Below are 17,745 nucleotides of genomic sequence, written 5' to 3'. Positions count from 1 at the left end.
GCAGTTCGGCCCCGGCCTCCGGCTCGGCGACGCGGCTCGGGCACAGCCACGCGGCTCGGGCACGGCCGCCGGGCCCGCTCAGACGTCGAGCAGTTCGATGGAGGAGCCGGCGTCCGGCACCGTAACGCGAGCCGGCTCCGCCATCGGGGCCAGGGCAGGGATCGCAACCGGGACCGGGGCCTGCCCCGCAGCCGGAGCCGGGGCAGCCGTGACCGCATGCCGCCGGGACCGCACCACACGGAACCGCCCCGTGACGAAGTGGGCGCCCGTGGCGGGCAGGTCCGCGCCGGCCGAAGAGGGGTCGGCGGGGAAGTCGCCCGCGAGGTTCTGCACGAGATGCACCCCGGCGTCCAGGGCAGCCGTCTCAGCGACCGCCAGCACCAGCGGGTCGGTCGAGTGCACCGCGGCATACAGCGCGCCGCGGCGGCCCACGGTGCCACGGAACAGCGCCAGACTGTGCGAGGTCGAGTCGGTGCCCACCAGGAACGAGACCGGCCCCGGCCACTCCCGGGCGTAGATCCGCCCGTCCCGTGCCCCCAGCCGCACGAGCAGCGGGCTGCGCAGATCGGCGCCGGGACGGTCCGGATGGCTCAGGGGCCGGGACGGGTGCAGCACCGCGCCGTACCGCGCGGCCTGCGCCAGTCCCGCCCGCGCCTCCTCACTGGCGATCGCGCCCAGCAGCCGCGCCACCCGTGCCGGATGCCCGAGCAACCGGTCCACGGCCTCGCCGAGGTCGGCGCCGAAGTCCCTGAGGCTCTTGCGTCCCTCGTCGGTCGCGATGCCCGTCGTCGGCACCAGGATGTTCTGCGGCGTCGTGCGGACCGTGCCGCTGCACAGGCACAGGGAGTGGGCGAGGCCGCGCATCAGACCCCGGTAGTCCTCGGTGGAGTCGACGACCACGGTGTTCAGACCGGTGCGCTCGGCGAACACGGTGGCCTGGCGCGCGTGTTGCTCCAGCCAGTCGGCGAACCGCGCCGAGCCGGTGAAGTCGACGATGCGCACCGCCGGGTCGGTGGCCAGCCTCTGATGCAGTCGCAGTCGCTCCCCCGGCTCCGCCACGGCCAGGGACACGATGTCCGGGGTGTGACCGGCCTCCGCCAGCACCTGCCGCGCGACACGCACGGTGATCGCCAGCGGCAGCACGGAGCGCGGATGCGGGGCCACGATCACGGGATTTCCGGTCACCAGGCTGGCGAACAGGCCCGGACAGCCGTTCCAGAGCGGATAGTCGGGGCAGCCGATGAGCAGCGACACCCCGCGCGGCACCAGGGTGCACGTGCCCCGCATCGCCGACGACAGCCCCCTCGGTGAGGCGCTCTCCCAGCGCAGGTCCGCAGGGACGCGCGCCGACTCGGCAAAGGCATGGGCCACGGCCTCCAGCGCGCGGTCCTGAGCGCGCGGCCCGGCGGCCCGGAACGCCGCCTCCGGAGGCTGGCCGGTGGTGTGCTGCACGGCGAGGGCCAGCTCATGGCTGCGGGTGTTCAGCCGGCGCAGTATCTCCACGGCCAGCCCGGCGCGTTGGTACAGCCCGGCGGCACGCCATCCGGCCGTCGCCCGCCCGGCCGCCGCCACCAGCGCCGCGGGGTCGCAGCGCGGGTAGCCGATGCCCATGCCTTGCGTGCCCATGCCTTGCGTGCCTATGCCGTACGGGGAGGACTCGGTGGCCACCCGGCCGAGTTCTCCGGGTTGGTCGAGGTCGAAGGGCCGTCCCAGCAGGGAACCGAAGACCTTGCCCGCCGTTCGGGTCGATCGCATGCCCGCGTCGGCGGCATCCTGTCCGGTCGCCTCGGTGAAGGGCCGGCGGCATTCACCGGCCGCGAGGGCCCGTACGACTTCCTGGAGCAGCTCGCGATGCCGCTCATAGGGACTGGGGCGCATGGCCTTCAGCCTCTCCAGCTCGCCGCGAGCGCGAGCAGGGCGTCGTTCTCCTCCGGCAGTCCGATCGTCACCCGCACGCCTTCGCCGAGGAACGGGCGGACCACGACTTTCCCGTCGAGGCAGTGCACGGCGAGGTCCGCGCTGTCGTCCGCCAGCGGCAGCCACACGAAGTTGGCCTGGGAGTCCGGGACTTCGAAGCCGAGCGCGCGCAACCGCAGGGTGACGCGCTCCCGTTCGGTGACCGTGAGCGCCGCACGTCGGGCGACTTCCGCGCGTTCCCCGAGGGCGACGACGGCCGCCTCCTGGGCAAGGGCGCTGACGCTGAACGGCACCTGGGTCTTGCGCACATGGGCGGCGATCTCCCGCGGCGCCACGCAGTAGCCGACGCGCAGTCCCGCCAGGCCGTACGCCTTGGAGAAGGTCCGCAGCACCACCACGTTCGGCCGGTCGCCGAGCAGGCCGAGGGCGTCGGGGACCAGCACCGGATCGGCGTACTCCCGGTATGCCTCGTCGACGACGATCAGCACATTCCCCGGAACGCGGTCCGTGAAATCGCGCAACGCCCGCTCGCCGACCGCGGTGGAGGTGGGGTTGTTGGGGTTGCAGACGAAGACCAGCCGGGTCCGGTCGGTGATCGCCGCGGCCATGGCGTCGAGGTCCAGCGTGTGGTCACGCAGCGGGACCTTCACCGCCGTACCGCCGGCCACCGCCGTGAGGATCGGGTACGCCTCGAAGGACCGCCAGCCGAAGACGACCTCGTCGCCGGGGCCGACCACCGAGTGCAGCAGTTGTCCGCAGACCTCGGAGGAGCCCGCGCCCACCGCGATCCGCTCGGGCTCGACACCGTGGTGCCGGGCTATGACCTGGACGAGCGAGGTGGCGCTCATGTCGGGGTACCGCGACACGCCACCGGCCAGCTCCGTGAGCGTTTCGGCAACCCCGGGCAGCAGCCCGTAAGGGGATTCGTTGCTGGCCAGCACGACCGCACCGGGCAGCTTGCGGCCCGGGACGTAGGCGGGCAACTGCGCCAAGGACGAACGGACACGCACCATGCTCGACTCGCTTCTGAAGCGGTGGGGCCCGGGGCCGTTCCTCCGGGCACTTGACAGGCAAAGCGTGAAGAATCGACGACAAGGGCTCAACCGTTTGGGAAATTCGGCGACGGATCGCCGCAATCCGGCCTTCCACACGGCAAGCCGTCTCTTGCCCCCTCGCTTCGGGCCCCCGCCACGAGACGGACTGCACGGACACCACCGGACACCGGGCAACGCCCACGGATCACAGATCGGCCACATGGCCCTTTCCAGTGCCCCGGCCGTGGGAACGGGCCGCGAAGACTGCTCCCCGCCCACTCCGCGAGGTGCCCGCGCCCCGCCCGCTCCGATCGAGGGAGACCATGTCCAGGAGCCGACTCGCCCACGGGTCGTTGACGTCACTGGCGGCGGCTCTCGCCCTGCTGGCGGCCGGCTGCTCGGGAACCGCCGACGGCGCCGGTGGCTGCCGCGAGAACGGCGGCTGGTCGGCGAAGGACCGGGCCGAGTGGCTACGCCCCACCGTGTCGTTCCCCGAGGCCGCGGCCGAGGTGAACGCGGCGGACAAGGACCCCGCCGTCCTGATCCGCCCGCGCGACAGGGACGACGGCGGACCACTGTGCGAACCGGTCACCGTGCACGTCGAGTTCTGGGAGCTCACCGCCAGGACAGCGGGGACGGAGATGACGTCCGTGCTGAGCTACCGGCTGGCCACCGACGGGACCGAGGAGCGGGCCATCGGCTTCCCTCCCGGCCTTTCCGCCGGGAAACGCGGCGCCTGCATCGGCGTCCTCATGGCGGCGTACTCGGGTGCGCGCCTGGCCGAGACCGAGCTGCCCGAGGACGTCGGCCGCTCGGCCTCCACCGGGACCGCGGACGTGGAGTTCAGAACCGACCGGATCGGCGCGTACAGACTGCTACCGCCGTCGGATCCGGAACGGTGCGACGCGGACGGAGGGCCCACCACCTCCCCACCCGCCACGCCGATGCCATGGGGCAGCGACCATCCGTGACCGACACCTACGTCGAGACCGCAGCCCCCGCCACGTCCGGCAATCCTCGATCACTGCGTCCCGGGTGATCCAATCTCGACCAGGCCGTCGGTGAACAGCAGCACTATGTCTCCCGGGCGCCGGCGGGCAGGTAGTGGGTGCGGCCGTCGGCGTTGACCGCCTGCCACCGGGACAGGGCGCAAGCGCGATGGCGCGGAGTCAGCCCGTCCGCCCGGCGCCCCTGCGGGAGATCCTCGGCTCCGGCTCCGGCTCCGGCTCCGGCTCCGTGACGGCACCGGCGGCGGGGTTCGCGGACGCGCGCGGCGTACGGTGGCCGTCCGGGCCGTAGCCGAATCGGATCAGCACGTGCGGATGGCACCGCTTGTGGCGCGGAAGGGCCATCGCAGCCCGCAGATCGGGCCATTCCATGGCCTGGTGCAGGAGTGACGTGCGCAGCCCGTGGGCGGTCGCCGTGAGGAGGACGTACTGCCAGGGCCTGGCCGGCCCGTAGCCAGTTCTCCCGCCGGTCGTGGGGCGTCCAGAGCAGGGCCGGCTGGACGTGGCGTCGAACCACGGGGCGGGCCGGCGGACGGCGGGGATGGGGCCGGTGAAGTCTCGCATCGGTATCCGCCTGCCCGCGTCCGGCGGGCCGAGCGCCGTGATGGGAATCCCGTAGGGGGCATCTGTTCCTGGTGCGGTGAACCAGGTGAGGGCCGGAGAAGGTCAACCGCCTTGGGCGTCCCGTGGGTTACGCCCTGCACCCCGAGGGCCGGCCGGTCCTGCTCGCCGACGCCGCCTCCGCCATCCGTGACCGCGCCGCCTTCGCCACCAAGCACCTGTGGGTGACGGCGTACGACCCGGACGAGCGCTACCCGGCCGGCGACTTCGTCGACCAGTCCTGTGACCTGACCTGACCTGGCCACACCTGACCTGTTCTACGGCCCCCTTGCCCCATGAAGCTGCTCATCGACGGGGAGTGGGGGGAGGCGGCCACGAGCGCCGTCTTCGCCACCCACGACCCGGCCACCGGCGAGAAGATCACCGATGTGGCCCGGGGCACCGCCGAGGACGTGAACCGGGCCCTCGCCGCCGCCCGCCGCGCCTTCGACGAGGGACCGTGGGCCAAGACGGCCGGGCGGCAGCGCTCCCGGACGCGCCGACACTTTTAGGTTCCTTCGATCATTTCACTTTCCTACTTACTTCGCGAGTGATTACCCGTCACCACAGAGGGAATTCTTCGACCAGAAACTACGTCAACAGAATGGAGGCCACCCCACCCGATTACGATGTCCATCGAGTCGCATGCGGCCCTCCCCGCCCGGCCTTCCTTTTCGCCATTGCGACCGCGACAGTACTGTTCTCGCACGGAAATCCGAATCGGACGAACTCATGCCAGTGCGCGCCTGCGCCACCAGCACACACTCGTCGTATCGGACCAGGTCAGCGCCGTTCACAAAGAGTGCCCCGGCCACGCCCAGATCTGACGTTGTTGCGCGGCGTCCGCCCGTTTTCTCAATTGACGACGACTTCCTGGTACTCGACATCCTGGTACTCGACATCCTCCAAGGAATCACCCATGCCGAAATCACACAATGCCGCGTCACAAAGCTCCTCCCCGTGCGAGAAAATCGCCATCATCGGAATAGGGTGTCGGCTGCCCGGCGGAGCGTCCGACTACCGGGCCTTCTGGCGAAATCTCTTACACGGCAAGGACTGCATCGTCCCGACACCGTCCGACCGGTGGGACGTCACCACACTCGCCAGCCGGGACAAGGCCAAGCCCGGCCGGCTGGTCGGCGGGCGCGGCGGATACATCGACGGTTTCGACGAATTCGACCCGGCCTTCTTCGGCATCAGCCCGCGTGAAGCCGCGCACATGGACCCGCAGCAGCGCAAACTCCTGGAGGTGGCCTGGGAGGCGCTGGAGGACGGCGGGCAGAGACCCGTGGAGCTGGCGGGCCAGGACGTCGGGGTCTTCGTCGGCGCGTTCACCCTCGACTACAAGATCCTCCAGTTCGCCGATCTCGGTTTCGAGACGCTCACCACCCACACCGCCACCGGCACGATGATGACGATGGTGTCGAACCGCATCTCGTACTGCTTCGACTTCCGCGGCCCCAGCGTCTCCCTCGACACCGCGTGCAGTTCCTCCCTGGTGGCCGTGCACCTGGCGTGCCAGAGCCTGAGCCGCGGTGAGAGCAGGCTGGCGCTGGCCGGCGGGGTGCTGCTGCACAGTGCCCCCCAGTACACCATCGCCGAGACCAAGGGCGGCTTCCTCTCGCCCGACGGCCGGTCTCGCACCTTCGATGCCTCGGCCAACGGCTACGTCCGCGCGGAGGGCGTCGGCGTGGTCGTTCTCAAGCGCCTGGACGACGCCCTGCGCGACGGCGACCCCGTGCACGCCGTGATCATCGGCAGCGGCGTCAACCAGGACGGTCGTACCGACGGCATCACCGTCCCCAGCGCCGAGGCGCAGGTCGCCCTCATCAAGCGGGTCTGCGCCGAAGCCGGCATCACCCCTGGCAGTCTCCAGTACGTCGAGGCCCACGGCACCTCCACCCCGGTGGGCGACCCCATCGAAGCGGGTGCGCTCGGCCGCGCGCTGTCCATCGGTCGCACACCCGGCGCCCAGTGCTACGTGGGGTCGGTCAAGACCAACATCGGCCACTGCGAATCCGCCGCCGGCATCGCCGGGCTGATCAAGACCGCGCTGTGCCTGGAACACCGCACCGTCCCGCCGCACATCAACCTCGACGAGCTCAACCCGGCGATCGACCTGGCGTCGCTGCCGTACGAGATCCCTGCCCGCGCCACCGCCTGGCCCGATCACGACGGCCCGGCGCGCGCAGGCGTCAACTCCTTCGGCTTCGGCGGCACGAACGCGCATGTGCTGCTCGAAGCCGCACCGGCACGGGAGTCACCTGTCCTGCCGAGGCAACGCCCTGCGCGCTCCGGCCCTACGATCCTGCCGCTCACCGCACGTGACCCCGGTCTCCTCACCGAGGTCGCCGGGAACATCCGGGACGAGCTCGCGGGGGCACACGGTCCGGCTCCGGCCCTGCCCGACCTGGCCTACACCCTGGCCCGCCGCCGTCAGCACCTCGCGTCGCGGCTGTCGGTCGTCTACGACTCGCCCGACTCCCTCAAGGAAGCCCTCGACGCCCATCTGCGGGGCGAAACCCACCCCCATGTCCTCCTGGACCATCAACGGCAGGAGACGGACCGGCGACTGGTCTGGGTCTTCACCGGTATGGGCCCGCAGTGGTGGGGCATGGGACGGCAGCTGTTCGAGTCCGAGCCGGTCTACCGCGAGGCGGTCGAGGAGTGCGACCTCGCGATCCGCGAGTTCACCGACTGGTCGCTGGTGGAGGAGCTTTCCACCGGCGAGGCCGCCTCCCGGATGAGCGAGACCTGGCTGGCCCAGCCCGCCAACTTCGCCGTGCAGGTGGGCCTCGCGGCACTGTGGCGCAGCCACGGCGTACAGCCGGACGCCATCGTCGGGCACAGCACCGGGGAGATCGCGGCCTTCTACGAGGCCGGCGTCTACACCCTGCGGGAGGCAGCCGCGATCGCGGTCCACCGCAGCCGTCTCCAGCAGAAGCTGGTGGGTACCGGCACCATGCTGGCGGTGAGCCTGACGGAGACAGAGGCCCTGCGGCGGGTACGGCCGTACGCCGACCGTGTGTCGGTGGCCGCCGTGAACAGTCCCGCCGCGCTCACCCTCGCCGGAGACGAGCAGGCCCTCGGAGAGATCGCCGACGAACTCCGGGACGAGGGCGTCTTCGCCAAGTTCCTCACCGTACGGGTGCCGTACCACAGCGCCCGCATGGACGTCATCAAGGAGGAACTGCTCTCGTCGCTCGCCGGGCTCAAGCCCCGGCCGACCCTGGTCCCACTGTGCCCGACGGCAGGCGACGAGGCGGGCCGGTATGCCGAAGGCTCGAAGCTGGACGCCGCGTACTGGTGGCGCAACGTCCGCGACAGCGTCCGGTTCGACGACGCGGTCGGCCGTCTCGCCGAGGACGGCCACAGCGTCTTCCTGGAAATCGGACCGCATCCGGTCCTCGCTCACTCGATCAGCGAATGCCTCGCCGCCCGGGCGCGGGAGGGGCGGGCCCTGCCCTCGATCCGACGCCAGGAGGACGAGCGCGAGCGTTTCACCCTCTCCCTGGCGGCCCTGCACAATCTCGGTACCGCCATCGACTGGAGCGTTCTCCATCCCACCGGCCGGCCTGTGCCCCTCCCCCGCTATCCCTGGAAACGGGACCGGTACTGGACGGAGCCCGCACCGGTCGAGCGGGTCCGCCTCGGCCGGCTGGACCACCCGTTGCTGGGCCGCCGTCTGGACACCGTCGAACCGACCTGGGAAGCCAAGCTCGACGTCGAATCCCTGCCCTACTTGGGCGACCACCGCATTCAGGGCAGCGCTGTCTTCCCGGCAGCCGGCTATGTGGAAATGGCCACACAGGCCGTTCGGTCCCTGACCGGCGGTGACGCCACCCTCGCGGACATCGAGTTGCGCAAGGCACTGTTCCTGCCCACCGGGCCCGGCGCCGACGACGGGACAACGACCGTACAGACGTCCTTCAGCGCCGAGGACGCCTCGTTCACCATCGCCACCGTCCCCCGGGGCGACACCGGGGAACGGGCCGTGCACGCCCGCGGTGCCGTGCATGCCGCCCAACGCGGAAACCGCGGAGGCACCTCCCGGCTCGACGTCGACTCCCTCCGTACCGACAGCGTCCGTCACCTGGACGGAGCGGCGTGTTACGCGGCACTCGCCGCCCTCGGGTACCACTACGGGCCGGCGTTCCAAGCCATCGAGGAGGTGTGGATCGGTCCCGGCGAGGCACTCGCCCGCATTCGGCCGCCCGCGCCGATCGGCGACGACGCCGGCCGCCACCACATGCATCCCGTACTGCTCGACGCCTGCTTCCAAGCGCTGCTGACGCCGCAGCTCCTGCGGACGCAGGCCCCCGGGACCGTCGACTGCACCGGTGTGCGGCTGCCCCTCTCGATCGACGAGGTACGCCTCGACACGGTCGGGGATCAGCCGCTGTGGGCACACGCCGTGCTCACCGCGGGCGCGGACGGTGACCTGGTCGGTGACATCGCCGTCCACGCGGACGACGGCAGTCCGCTCGGACGCGTCCGTGGCTTCCGCGCCGCCGATGTCGAGGCGGCATCCACCTCGGTGAGCCTGAACACCGTTGATTCCTGGCTGGCCGACATCACCTGGGTCGAGACTCCGCACGAGCCGGATCCCGCGGACGCATCCGGCTCCTCGGCCGAGGGCTGGCTCGTCTTCGCCGACGGTCAGGGCGTCGCCGACGAGCTGGCGGCACGGGTCACCGCCCTCGGCGGCCGTTGTCATCTGGTGCGGCCCGGCGCGGCCTACCGTCTGGATCCCGGGCGGCACGAGTCGGCGATCACCCCCGGCTCGGCCGCCGACCTGGAGCGCCTCTTCGCCGAGTTGCGCACGGACGGCCCGGCATCCTACGACCACGTCGTCCACCTCTGGAGCCTCGACCTCCCGCCGATCGACGCGACCGACACGGCGGCCGACCTCCGTGACCACGCCGACCTCGCCGGCTACTCGCTGATCGCGCTCGCCCGCACGCTGCCTGTCCACCAGCCGGACAGCAGACTGCACATCGTCACCCGTGGCGCTCAGGCCGTCGTCCCCGGAGATCCGGCGGAGCCGCTCACCGCGACGGCCTGGGGCATCGGCCGCGTCCTGGGGCAGCAGGAACTCCCCGACCACCGCGGCACGCTCATCGACCTCGATCCCGTTTCCGGTGACGACACCGCGGCCCGGGCCGCGGACGCCCGCGCCATCCTGCGGGAGGTGACCGAGGCCGACGGGGAGCAGGAGATCGCGCTGCGCGACGGCCGACGCCTCTCCAGCCGTCTCGCACCGGCCACCGGCCTGTCCCGCCCGCTGCCGCTGCGGCTCCGGGCCGACGGCGCGTACCTGGTGACCGGTGCGTTCGGCGCGCTCGGCCGGCTCCTGTGCCGCCGGCTCGTCGCCCGCGGCGCCCGGCGCCTGATCCTCGTCGGCCGCACCGTACTGCCCGACCGCGAGCAGTGGCACGGCGTCCCCCCGGACTCCGCCACCGCCGACCGTATCCGCTTCCTCAAGGAACTGGAGGCACTCGGCGCGCAGCCGGTCCTCGCCCCGCTCGACATCGGCGACGAGGCCGCCCTCACCACATGGCTCGCCGACTACCGGCGACGCCAGTCACCGCCCATCCGCGGCGTGTTCCACCTCGCCGGCCAGGTCCGCGACACCCTCCTGCCGGAGATGGACCGGGCCACCTTCGACGCCGTGTACACCCCGAAGGTCCTCGGCGCGTACCTCCTCCACCGTCATCTGGCGGACGAGCCGCTCGACCACTTCGTCCTCTTCTCGTCGATCGCCTCGTTGCTGACCACCGCGGGCCAGGCCAACTACGCCGCGGGCAACGCCTTCCTCGACGCGCTCGCCCACCACCGTCGCGCCCTCGGCCTGCCCGCCCTCAGCATCGACTGGGGCCCTTGGGCCACAGGCATGATCGAGGAACTCGGACTGATCGAGCACTACCGCGCCCGGCGAGGCATGAGTTCGCTCTCGCCCGAAGCGGGCATGGCCGTCCTCGAACGCGTCATCGGCCAGGACCGTGCCCAACTGCTCGTCGCGACCGTCGTCGACTGGCCCGTCTTCCTGGCCTGGTACCAGACACCACCGCTGCTGGTCACCGACCTGGCGGCGGTCGGAAGGGCGGACTGCCCGGCCGCCGGGGACGACGGCGCCCTGGAGTCCTTCGAAGCCGCCTTCCGCGCCGCCGACCCGGACACCCGCCGGGCCCTGCTGACCGACCGCTTCACCCACGTGGCCGCCGGTGTGCTGCGGATGCGACCCGAACAAGTCGACCTCACCGCCGGCCTGGGCGCTCTCGGCCTCGACTCCCTCCTGGCGATGGAGCTGCGCTCACGGGTCCAGGCCGACCTGGGCGTCACTCTGCCGGTCGTAGCCCTGCTCGGCAGCGGCGCACCCGGCGGCGACCTGATCAGTCTCCTGTACGACGACCTCGCCGAGCGGGCCTCGGCGGACGCGGACGAGGCCGTGGGCACCAGTGCCGTCGAGCTCTTCCACGACGAGCGGCAGCATCCCCTGACCCAGAACCAGAAGGCGCTGTGGTTCCTCAAGCAGCTCAATCCCGACGGTTTCGCCTACAACATCGGCGGGGCGGTCGAGGTGCGGACGGAACTCGACCCCGAGCTGATGTTCGCGGCGTTCCGCACGCTGATCGAGCGCCATCCCAGCCTCCGCGCCAACTTCACCCACGTCCAGGGTCAACCCGTACAGAAGGTCGCTCCCGCCGAAGACGCCGCCTTGCGGCAGGACGTCGCACTCTTCGACGTCCAGGGATGGCAGTGGGACGACATCCATTCCCTGATCGTCGACCAGTACCGCAAGCCCTACGACCTCGAACACGACCCACTCGTCCGCCTGCGCCTGTTCAAACGCGGCCCGGACCACTGGGTGCTGATGAAGGCCGTCCACCACATCATCTCCGACGCCATCTCCACCTTCACCTTCATCGAGGAACTCCTCGCGGTCCACGAGTCCCTGCGACAGGGCCGGACACCGGAACTGCCGCCCGTCACCACCCGCTACATCGACTTCCTCAACTGGCAGAACCAGTTCCTCGCCGGCCCTGACGCCCGGCGGATGCTCGACTACTGGAAGACACACCTGCCGGTCGACGTCCCCGCCCTCGGCCTGCCGACCGACAAGCCGCGTCCGGCCGTCCAGACCCACAACGGAGCCTCGGAGTTCTTCGTCCTCGACGCCGACCTCAGCGCCCGCGTCCACGCCCTGGCCCGGGAACACGACGTCACCGTCTTCATGGTGCTCATCAGCGCCTACTACCTGATGCTCCACCACTACTCCGGACAGGACGACATCATCGTCGGCAGTCCGGTCACAGGCCGTACCCAGGAGGACTTCGCCAAGGTCTACGGCTACTTCGTCAACCCGCTGCCGCTCCACCTCGACCTGGCCGGCTCGCCGACCGTCGCGCAGCTCCTCACCCGTGTCCGCGATGTCGTCCTCGGCGGGCTGGACCACCAGGAGTATCCGTTCGTGCTCCTGGTCGAGGAACTGGGCCTCAGGCACGACCCGAGCCGGTCCGCCGTCTTCCAGGCGATGTTCATCCTGCTCACCCACAAGGTAGCCACCGAGAAGTACGGCTACCGTCTCGACTACATCGAACTGCCGGAGGAGGAAGGCCAGTTCGATGTCACGCTGTCCGTGTACGAGGACGAAGCCGACCAGCGCTTCCACTGCGTCTTCAAGTACAACACCGACCTGTTCCTCGCCGAGACGATGCGGCGGATGTCCTCCCACTACGTCAACCTGCTCGACGCGTTGACCCGCGCCGACCCCGCGCTGCCCGCGGGCCGACTGGAGATGCTCGGGGCCCGGGAGCGCGAACGCCTCACCACCGACTGGAGCGGAGCGGCACAGCGGACCACCGGGTCCGGCGTGCCGGTGCACCGGCTCATCAGCCGTGTCGCCGCCGAACGGCCAGGTGCCGTCGCCGTCTCCGCTCCCACGGAGGACGGTGCGGCCCACCGCCTGACCTACGGCGAGCTGGACCTGCACAGCCGCGCCCGCGCCCGGCGGCTGCGCGAACTCGGCGTCGGTGAGGGAACGGTGGTGGCCGTCTGCCTGGACAAGTCACCCGAGCTGATCGTCACCCTGCTGGCAGTGCTCAGGGCCGGCGCCGCGTACCTGCCGCTGGACCCCCGCGACCCGGGAGACAGGCTGGCCACCATGGTCACGCACACCGCTGCCGCACTGACCGTGGTCGACGCGACCGCATCCGAACGGTTCGCACACCTCCCGTCCCGGGTGGTCACCCTCGACGACCTCGCCGCCGGTCCTTCACCCGACGTGCCCGGACCGGACGACGGCCCGGACGACAGCATGGACGACGGCATGGACGACCCCGACGTCGACATGGACGGTGCCGCCTACGTCATCCACACCTCCGGCTCCACCGGCCGCCCCAAGGCCGTGCTGGTGAGCCACCGCAACCTCGCCTCGGCCTACGAAGGCTGGCGCACGGAGTACCGCCTCGACCAGGATGTCGCCGTCCACCTGCAGATGGCCAGTCCGTCCTTCGACGTCTTCACCGGGGACCTGGTGCGTGCCCTGTGCTCCGGCGGCACCCTGGTGCTCGTCGGACGCGAGCTGCTGTTCAACACCGCCCGGCTGTACGCCGTCATGCGTCAGGAGCGCGTCGACTGCGGCGAATTCGTACCCTCGGTCGTCCGGGGTCTGCTGGCCCACTGCGAGCACGACGGCAGCCGTCTGGACTTCATGCGTCTGCTGGTCGTCGGTTCCGACACCTGGAAGGTCGAGGAGTACGAACGGCTGCGGGCCCTGTGCGCCCCGGACACCCGTCTGGTCAACTCCTACGGCCTGACCGAGGCGACCATCGACAGCACCTACTTCGAGGGACCCACTCGCGGCCTGGAACCAAGCCGCACGGTGCCGATCGGACGGCCGTTCCCCGGCACCCAGCTCTACATCGTCGACGAACACGGCGAACCCGTGCCGCCCGGCGTCACGGGCGAGCTGTGGATCGGCGGCGGGGGCGTCGCCATCGGATACCTCGGGGACCCCGAGCAGACCGAGCACCGCTTCATCACCCGCACCCTCGGCCGTGGGCCCGGTGCGCGGCCCGTCCGCCTCTACCGCACCGGCGATCTCGCACGCTGGGACAGCGACGGGTGCGTACACCTGCTCGGCCGCGCCGACTCGCAGGCGAAGGTGAACGGCCACCGCGTGGAGCTGAGTGAGATCGAATCCCATCTCGCGCGCTGGCCGGCACTGGCCCAGGCGGTCGTCAGCGTCCGGCCCGACGAGCGCGGCGAGAGCACCCTGTGCGCGTACGGTGTGGCAGCCCCCGGTGCGGAACTGGACTGGCGACAGCTCCGTCGCCACCTCGCCGAGCACCTGCCGACCCAGCTGATCCCCTCCTCCTTCACCGAACTGCCCGAGCTGTCCCTCACCCCCAGCGGAAAAGTCGATGTCGCGGCGCTGCCCGCGCCCCGCCGGACCGTCGACGACACACTCCACGAACCACCCGTCACCCTCTACGAGACACGGATGGCCCACCACTGGAAGGCAGTTCTCGGACCGACGGAGGTCGGGCTCCAGCACGACTTCTTCGAGGCCGGCGGCAGCTCCGTCAAACTGATCGAGCTGATCCACGCATTGCAGAACGAGTTCAACGTCACCATCCCGGTCAGTCATCTGTTCAAGGTGACCACGCTGCACGGCATGGCCAGGACGGTGGAACACATCATCACCGGCCGGCTCCCCGGCGCGCAGCCCTGGCTGCGGTTCAACGGCGGCACCGGGCCGGTCGTCTTCTGCTTCCCGCCCGCCGGCGGCCACGGGCTGGTCTACCGGCTCTTCGCGGACCAGCTGCCGGAGTACGAGCTCGTGGCATTCAACTACCTCCCCGGCGACGACAAGACGGCCCGCTACGCCGACCTGATCGCCTCCCTCCAGCCGGAGGGCCCCTGTGAGCTGCTCGGCTACTCGCTCGGCGGCAACCTGGCCTTCGAAGTCGCCCAGGAGCTGGAACACCGCGGACGCGAGGTCCGCAACGTCGTCATCCTCGACTCCTACCGCACCCCCGCCGCCTTCACCCCCAGCGACGAGCACCTGCGGAGCTTCGAACGCGAGCTGCGCGAACACCTGCGCAAGCACACCGGTTCACAGGACCTGGCCGAGGAAACCCTCGAGCAGGCCAGGGACTACATCGGCTTCTGCGGCCGCACACCCAACCTCGGCACCGTACGCGCCGCCGTCACCGTGATCTCCGACGAACGCAAGACCGCGCTCTACGCCGCCGGGGAGGAGGGTTCCTGGCACGGCAGTTCCAGCGGCTCCACCGCGGTACTGCGCGGCTCCGGCTCCCACGCCGACATGCTCGATCCGGGACACCTCGAGCACAATGCCGGTCTCACCCGCGCGGTCCTCACCCGGACCCTCGACGACGGAGGTGAGACACATGGCGAGTGACACCCCGCAGGGAAGCCGGCGAAAGACGATGATCATCATCGGCGCGGGGCTCGGTGGCCTGTCCACCGGCTGCTACGCCCAGATGAACGGCTACCGGACCCGGATCTTCGAGATGCACGAGCTGCCGGGCGGCTGCTGCACCGCCTGGGACAAGGGCGACTTCACCTTCGACTGGTGTGTCAGCTGGTTGCTCGGCTCCGGGCCCGGTGACGAGATGCACCAGATCTGGCTGGAGCTCGGCGCGTTGCAGGGCAAGCAGATGCGTAACTTCGACGTCTTCAACGTCGTCCGTGCCCGCGACGGCCGAGCCGTGTACTTCTATTCCGATCCGGACCGCCTGGAGCGGCATCTCCTCGCTCTCTCGCCGGCCGACGCGAAACCGATCAGAGAATTCTGCGCCGGTCTGCGGAAGTTCAAGGCGTGCATGGCGGCCTACCCCTTCCTCAAGCCGGCGGGGCTGATGGGACGCATCGAGCGCTGGCGCATGCTGGCCGCGTTCCTGCCGTACGTCAACGTCATCCGGAAGTCGATGACGACCCTGATGACGGACTATGCCGCGAGGTTCTCCGACCCGCTGCTGCGCGAAGCCTTCAACCACATCCTCTACGAGTACCATCCCGCCTTCCCCGTGCTGCCCTTCTACTTCCAGCTGGCGTCGCACGCCAACGGGACAGCCGGTGTGCCCGAAGGCGGCTCGCTCGGCCTGGCGAGGTCGGTCGAGGAACGCTATGTGCGGCTCGGCGGGCAGGTCACGTACAACGCCAAGGTCGAGGAGGTACTGGTCGAGAACGACCGTAGCGTCGGCGTGCGGCTGAGCGACGGGCGGGAGTTCCGGGCCGACATCGTGGTCTCCGCCTGTGACGGCCACACCACGATGATGAAGCTCCTGAGAGGCCAGTACCTCAACAGGACCTACGAACGCCTCTACACGGAGACCATCGACGAACCGGGGATGCTCTACCCCGGCTATGTCAGCGTCTTCCTGGGACTGGACCGGCCGTTCCCGCAGGGCGATCCGTGTACGACGTACCTGCTCGGTGAGGAGGAGGCGGCCCCCTTCGTCGGCATGGGCAGACCCAGCATGAACGTGCAGTTCCGCAGCGCCCACTACCCGGAACTCTCACCACGTGGGACCAGCGTCGTCTTCGTCACGTACTTCTCCGACACCGGCGCCTGGCGAGAGCTGACCCGGGGACCGGAACAGCGCAGTCGTACCCGCAAGGGGCAGGAGCTGCACACCCTGGCGGTACGTCGCGGTCCGGCGTACTACGCCGCCAAGCGCCAGGTCCAGCGAGCCGTCACGGAGTTCCTCGACCGGCGCTTCCCCGGGCTGGCCGAGGCGGTCGTGGTGCGCGACATCGGCACCCCGCTCACCCAGATCCGCTACACCGCCAACCACAACGGATCGATCGCCGGATGGCTGCCGTTCGTGGACGGCGCGGAGACGGTGGAGAAAGAGGTGAACAAGCACGGTCCAGTGGTGCCGGGACTGAAGAACTTCTACCTCTCCGGAGTCTGGGCCACGATCGGCGGTCTCATCAGGGCGGCTGCCGCGGGCCGGCACGTCATGCAGTTCATCTGCCGGGACGACGGGGTGGAGTTCACCGCGGACATCGACCGGACCCAGCCGCCGCCCACCCAGATCGTCATCCCGGTCACAGCCAAGGAGTGCGAATGAGGATCGAGAAGTGGATCGTACGCGAGCACGTTCCGGGGGTTCCCGACGTCGACCGGATCTACCAGAAGGTGGTGGAGGAGGTGGACGTCTCGCTCGCGGAGGACGAGATGCTCTTCGAGACCCTCTACGTGTCGCTCGACCCGTACCTGCAGGGACTCGCCCTTGAAACGCCCATCGGCGAGCACATGGTCGCGCACAGCATCCTGCGCGTGGTTTCGGCCGGTGAGCGGGCGGCCTTCGCGGTCGGCGATCTGGTCCAGGGATACGGCGGCTGGCGCAGTCATGTGATCGGCACCGGCGCGGGATGGCGCTGGGAACATGGCGAGTTCCCCGTCCCCTTCCCTGCCTTCCGGCGACTGGACCCGCGGCGCTACGACGAGGCACTGCCCCTGTCGACGGCGCTCGGCGTCATGGGACCGCCGGGACTGACCGCGTGGGGCACGCTGACCAAGTTCTTCACCGTCAGGCCGGGTGACACGTTCGTGATCAGCGGCGCCTCCGGCGCCGTGGGATCACTCGCCGGTCAGCTGGCCAAGCGGTACGGCGCGCGGGTGATCGGCACGACCAGCTCACCGGAGAAGGCGCGGCACCTGACCGCGCTGGGTTTCGACGACGTCGTCCACTACCGGCACGGCGACGACCCCGACAAGGTGCGCGAGGCACTGCGGACAGCCGCACCGCAGGGCATCGACAAGTACTTCGACAATCTGGGCGGGGCCATCACCGACGCGGTGTTCTCCCTGCTGAACGTCGGCAGCCAGGTGGCCGTCTGCTGGCAGTGGGCGACGCAGATCGCCGGCGACCATGTCGGGCCACGGCTGCTGCCCTACATCATGTTCCCCCGTACGACCGTCCGCGGGATTTTCGCGGAGGAGTGGTACGACGACCGGACGCTCGACGCGATGCACGACGAACTGGGCGGGATGGTCCGCCGCGGTGAAATCGCCCACCACGAGACCGTCCGGCACGGTTTCGACTCCATCCCCGAGGCGTACCGCAGCCTGTACACGGACTCGGCGGCCAACCGCGGCAAGCTTCTGGTGCGCCTGTGACCCTTCGGCCTCTTCCGGAAAGGCAGAC

At 70.3% G+C, this 17,745-nt stretch carries 8 protein-coding genes and 1 pseudogene; 6 read left to right on the top strand and 3 right to left on the bottom strand.

Annotated features, from left to right (window positions below):
• Positions 1-78: 78 nt before the first annotated feature.
• Both JIX56_RS45675 and hisC read right to left on the bottom strand, forming a co-directional pair.
• A complete protein-coding gene (locus JIX56_RS45675) occupies positions 79-1,878 on the bottom strand; it encodes an aldehyde dehydrogenase family protein (RefSeq protein WP_257550106.1) in 1,800 nt (599 codons plus the stop codon).
• 5 nt (positions 1,879-1,883) lie between these two features.
• Positions 1,884-2,930 (bottom strand): histidinol-phosphate transaminase, encoded by a 1,047-nt coding sequence (gene hisC, locus JIX56_RS45670; RefSeq protein ID WP_257550104.1) that lies wholly within the window; start codon positions 2,928-2,930, stop codon positions 1,884-1,886.
• A gap of 344 nt (positions 2,931-3,274) precedes the next feature.
• On the opposite strand from hisC, the gene JIX56_RS45665 reads away from it, so the two are divergent.
• Positions 3,275-3,922 carry a hypothetical protein gene (locus JIX56_RS45665; RefSeq protein ID WP_257550102.1) on the top strand — a complete coding sequence of 216 codons (648 nt, stop codon included), beginning with the start codon at positions 3,275-3,277 and terminating at the stop codon, positions 3,920-3,922.
• A 198-nt stretch (positions 3,923-4,120) separates the two neighbouring features.
• Here the strand turns inward: JIX56_RS45665 and JIX56_RS45660 are convergent, their stop codons facing one another.
• The gene (locus tag JIX56_RS45660) at positions 4,121-4,522 is read right to left on the bottom strand and encodes a hypothetical protein (protein ID WP_257550100.1); all 402 of its coding nucleotides are present in this window, start codon (positions 4,520-4,522) and stop codon (positions 4,121-4,123) included.
• A 104-nt stretch (positions 4,523-4,626) separates the two neighbouring features.
• Here JIX56_RS45660 and JIX56_RS45655 point away from each other — a divergent pair.
• The 5 genes and pseudogenes from JIX56_RS45655 to JIX56_RS45635 form a co-directional block, all read left to right on the top strand.
• A pseudogene (locus JIX56_RS45655) lies at positions 4,627-4,815 on the top strand (copper amine oxidase); the annotation flags it as partial.
• Positions 4,816-4,854: 39 nt separating this feature from the next.
• Positions 4,855-5,070: an aldehyde dehydrogenase family protein gene (locus tag JIX56_RS45650; protein WP_257550098.1), complete on the top strand. Its 216-nt coding sequence runs from the start codon at positions 4,855-4,857 to the stop codon at positions 5,068-5,070.
• 407 nt (positions 5,071-5,477) lie between these two features.
• On the top strand, positions 5,478-14,987 hold the full coding sequence (locus JIX56_RS45645; RefSeq protein WP_257550097.1) for a non-ribosomal peptide synthetase/type I polyketide synthase: 9,510 nt from the start codon (positions 5,478-5,480) through the stop codon (positions 14,985-14,987).
• Positions 14,977-16,665, top strand: coding sequence for a phytoene desaturase family protein (locus tag JIX56_RS45640; protein WP_257550096.1), 1,689 nt, complete (start codon positions 14,977-14,979; stop codon positions 16,663-16,665). The genes JIX56_RS45645 and JIX56_RS45640 overlap by 11 nt, the downstream gene beginning before the upstream one ends.
• Positions 16,662-17,717, top strand: a complete 1,056-nt coding sequence (locus JIX56_RS45635) for an MDR family NADP-dependent oxidoreductase (RefSeq protein ID WP_257550095.1) — start codon at positions 16,662-16,664, stop codon at positions 17,715-17,717. The genes JIX56_RS45640 and JIX56_RS45635 overlap by 4 nt, the downstream gene beginning before the upstream one ends.
• Positions 17,718-17,745: the final 28 nt, after the last annotated feature.

The organism is Streptomyces sp. CA-210063 (genome assembly GCF_024612015.1).
Taxonomy (GTDB): Bacteria; Actinomycetota; Actinomycetes; order Streptomycetales; family Streptomycetaceae; genus Streptomyces.
This window is presented reverse-complemented; position numbering and strand designations above follow the sequence as displayed.

Excerpts from the sequence above, each read along its gene's own strand:
- JIX56_RS45665 (WP_257550102.1), top strand. The coding sequence starts at position 3,275 with ATGTCCAGGAGCCGACTCGCCCACGGGTCGTTGACGTCACTGGCGGCG.
- JIX56_RS45675 (WP_257550106.1), bottom strand. The coding sequence starts at position 1,878 with ATGCGCCCCAGTCCCTATGAGCGGCATCGCGAGCTGCTCCAGGAAGTC.
- hisC (WP_257550104.1), bottom strand. The coding sequence starts at position 2,930 with ATGGTGCGTGTCCGTTCGTCCTTGGCGCAGTTGCCCGCCTACGTCCCG.
- JIX56_RS45640 (WP_257550096.1), top strand. The coding sequence starts at position 14,977 with ATGGCGAGTGACACCCCGCAGGGAAGCCGGCGAAAGACGATGATCATC.
- JIX56_RS45660 (WP_257550100.1), bottom strand. The coding sequence starts at position 4,522 with ATGCGAGACTTCACCGGCCCCATCCCCGCCGTCCGCCGGCCCGCCCCG.
- JIX56_RS45650 (WP_257550098.1), top strand. The coding sequence starts at position 4,855 with ATGAAGCTGCTCATCGACGGGGAGTGGGGGGAGGCGGCCACGAGCGCC.
- JIX56_RS45635 (WP_257550095.1), top strand. The coding sequence starts at position 16,662 with ATGAGGATCGAGAAGTGGATCGTACGCGAGCACGTTCCGGGGGTTCCC.
- JIX56_RS45645 (WP_257550097.1), top strand. The coding sequence starts at position 5,478 with ATGCCGAAATCACACAATGCCGCGTCACAAAGCTCCTCCCCGTGCGAG.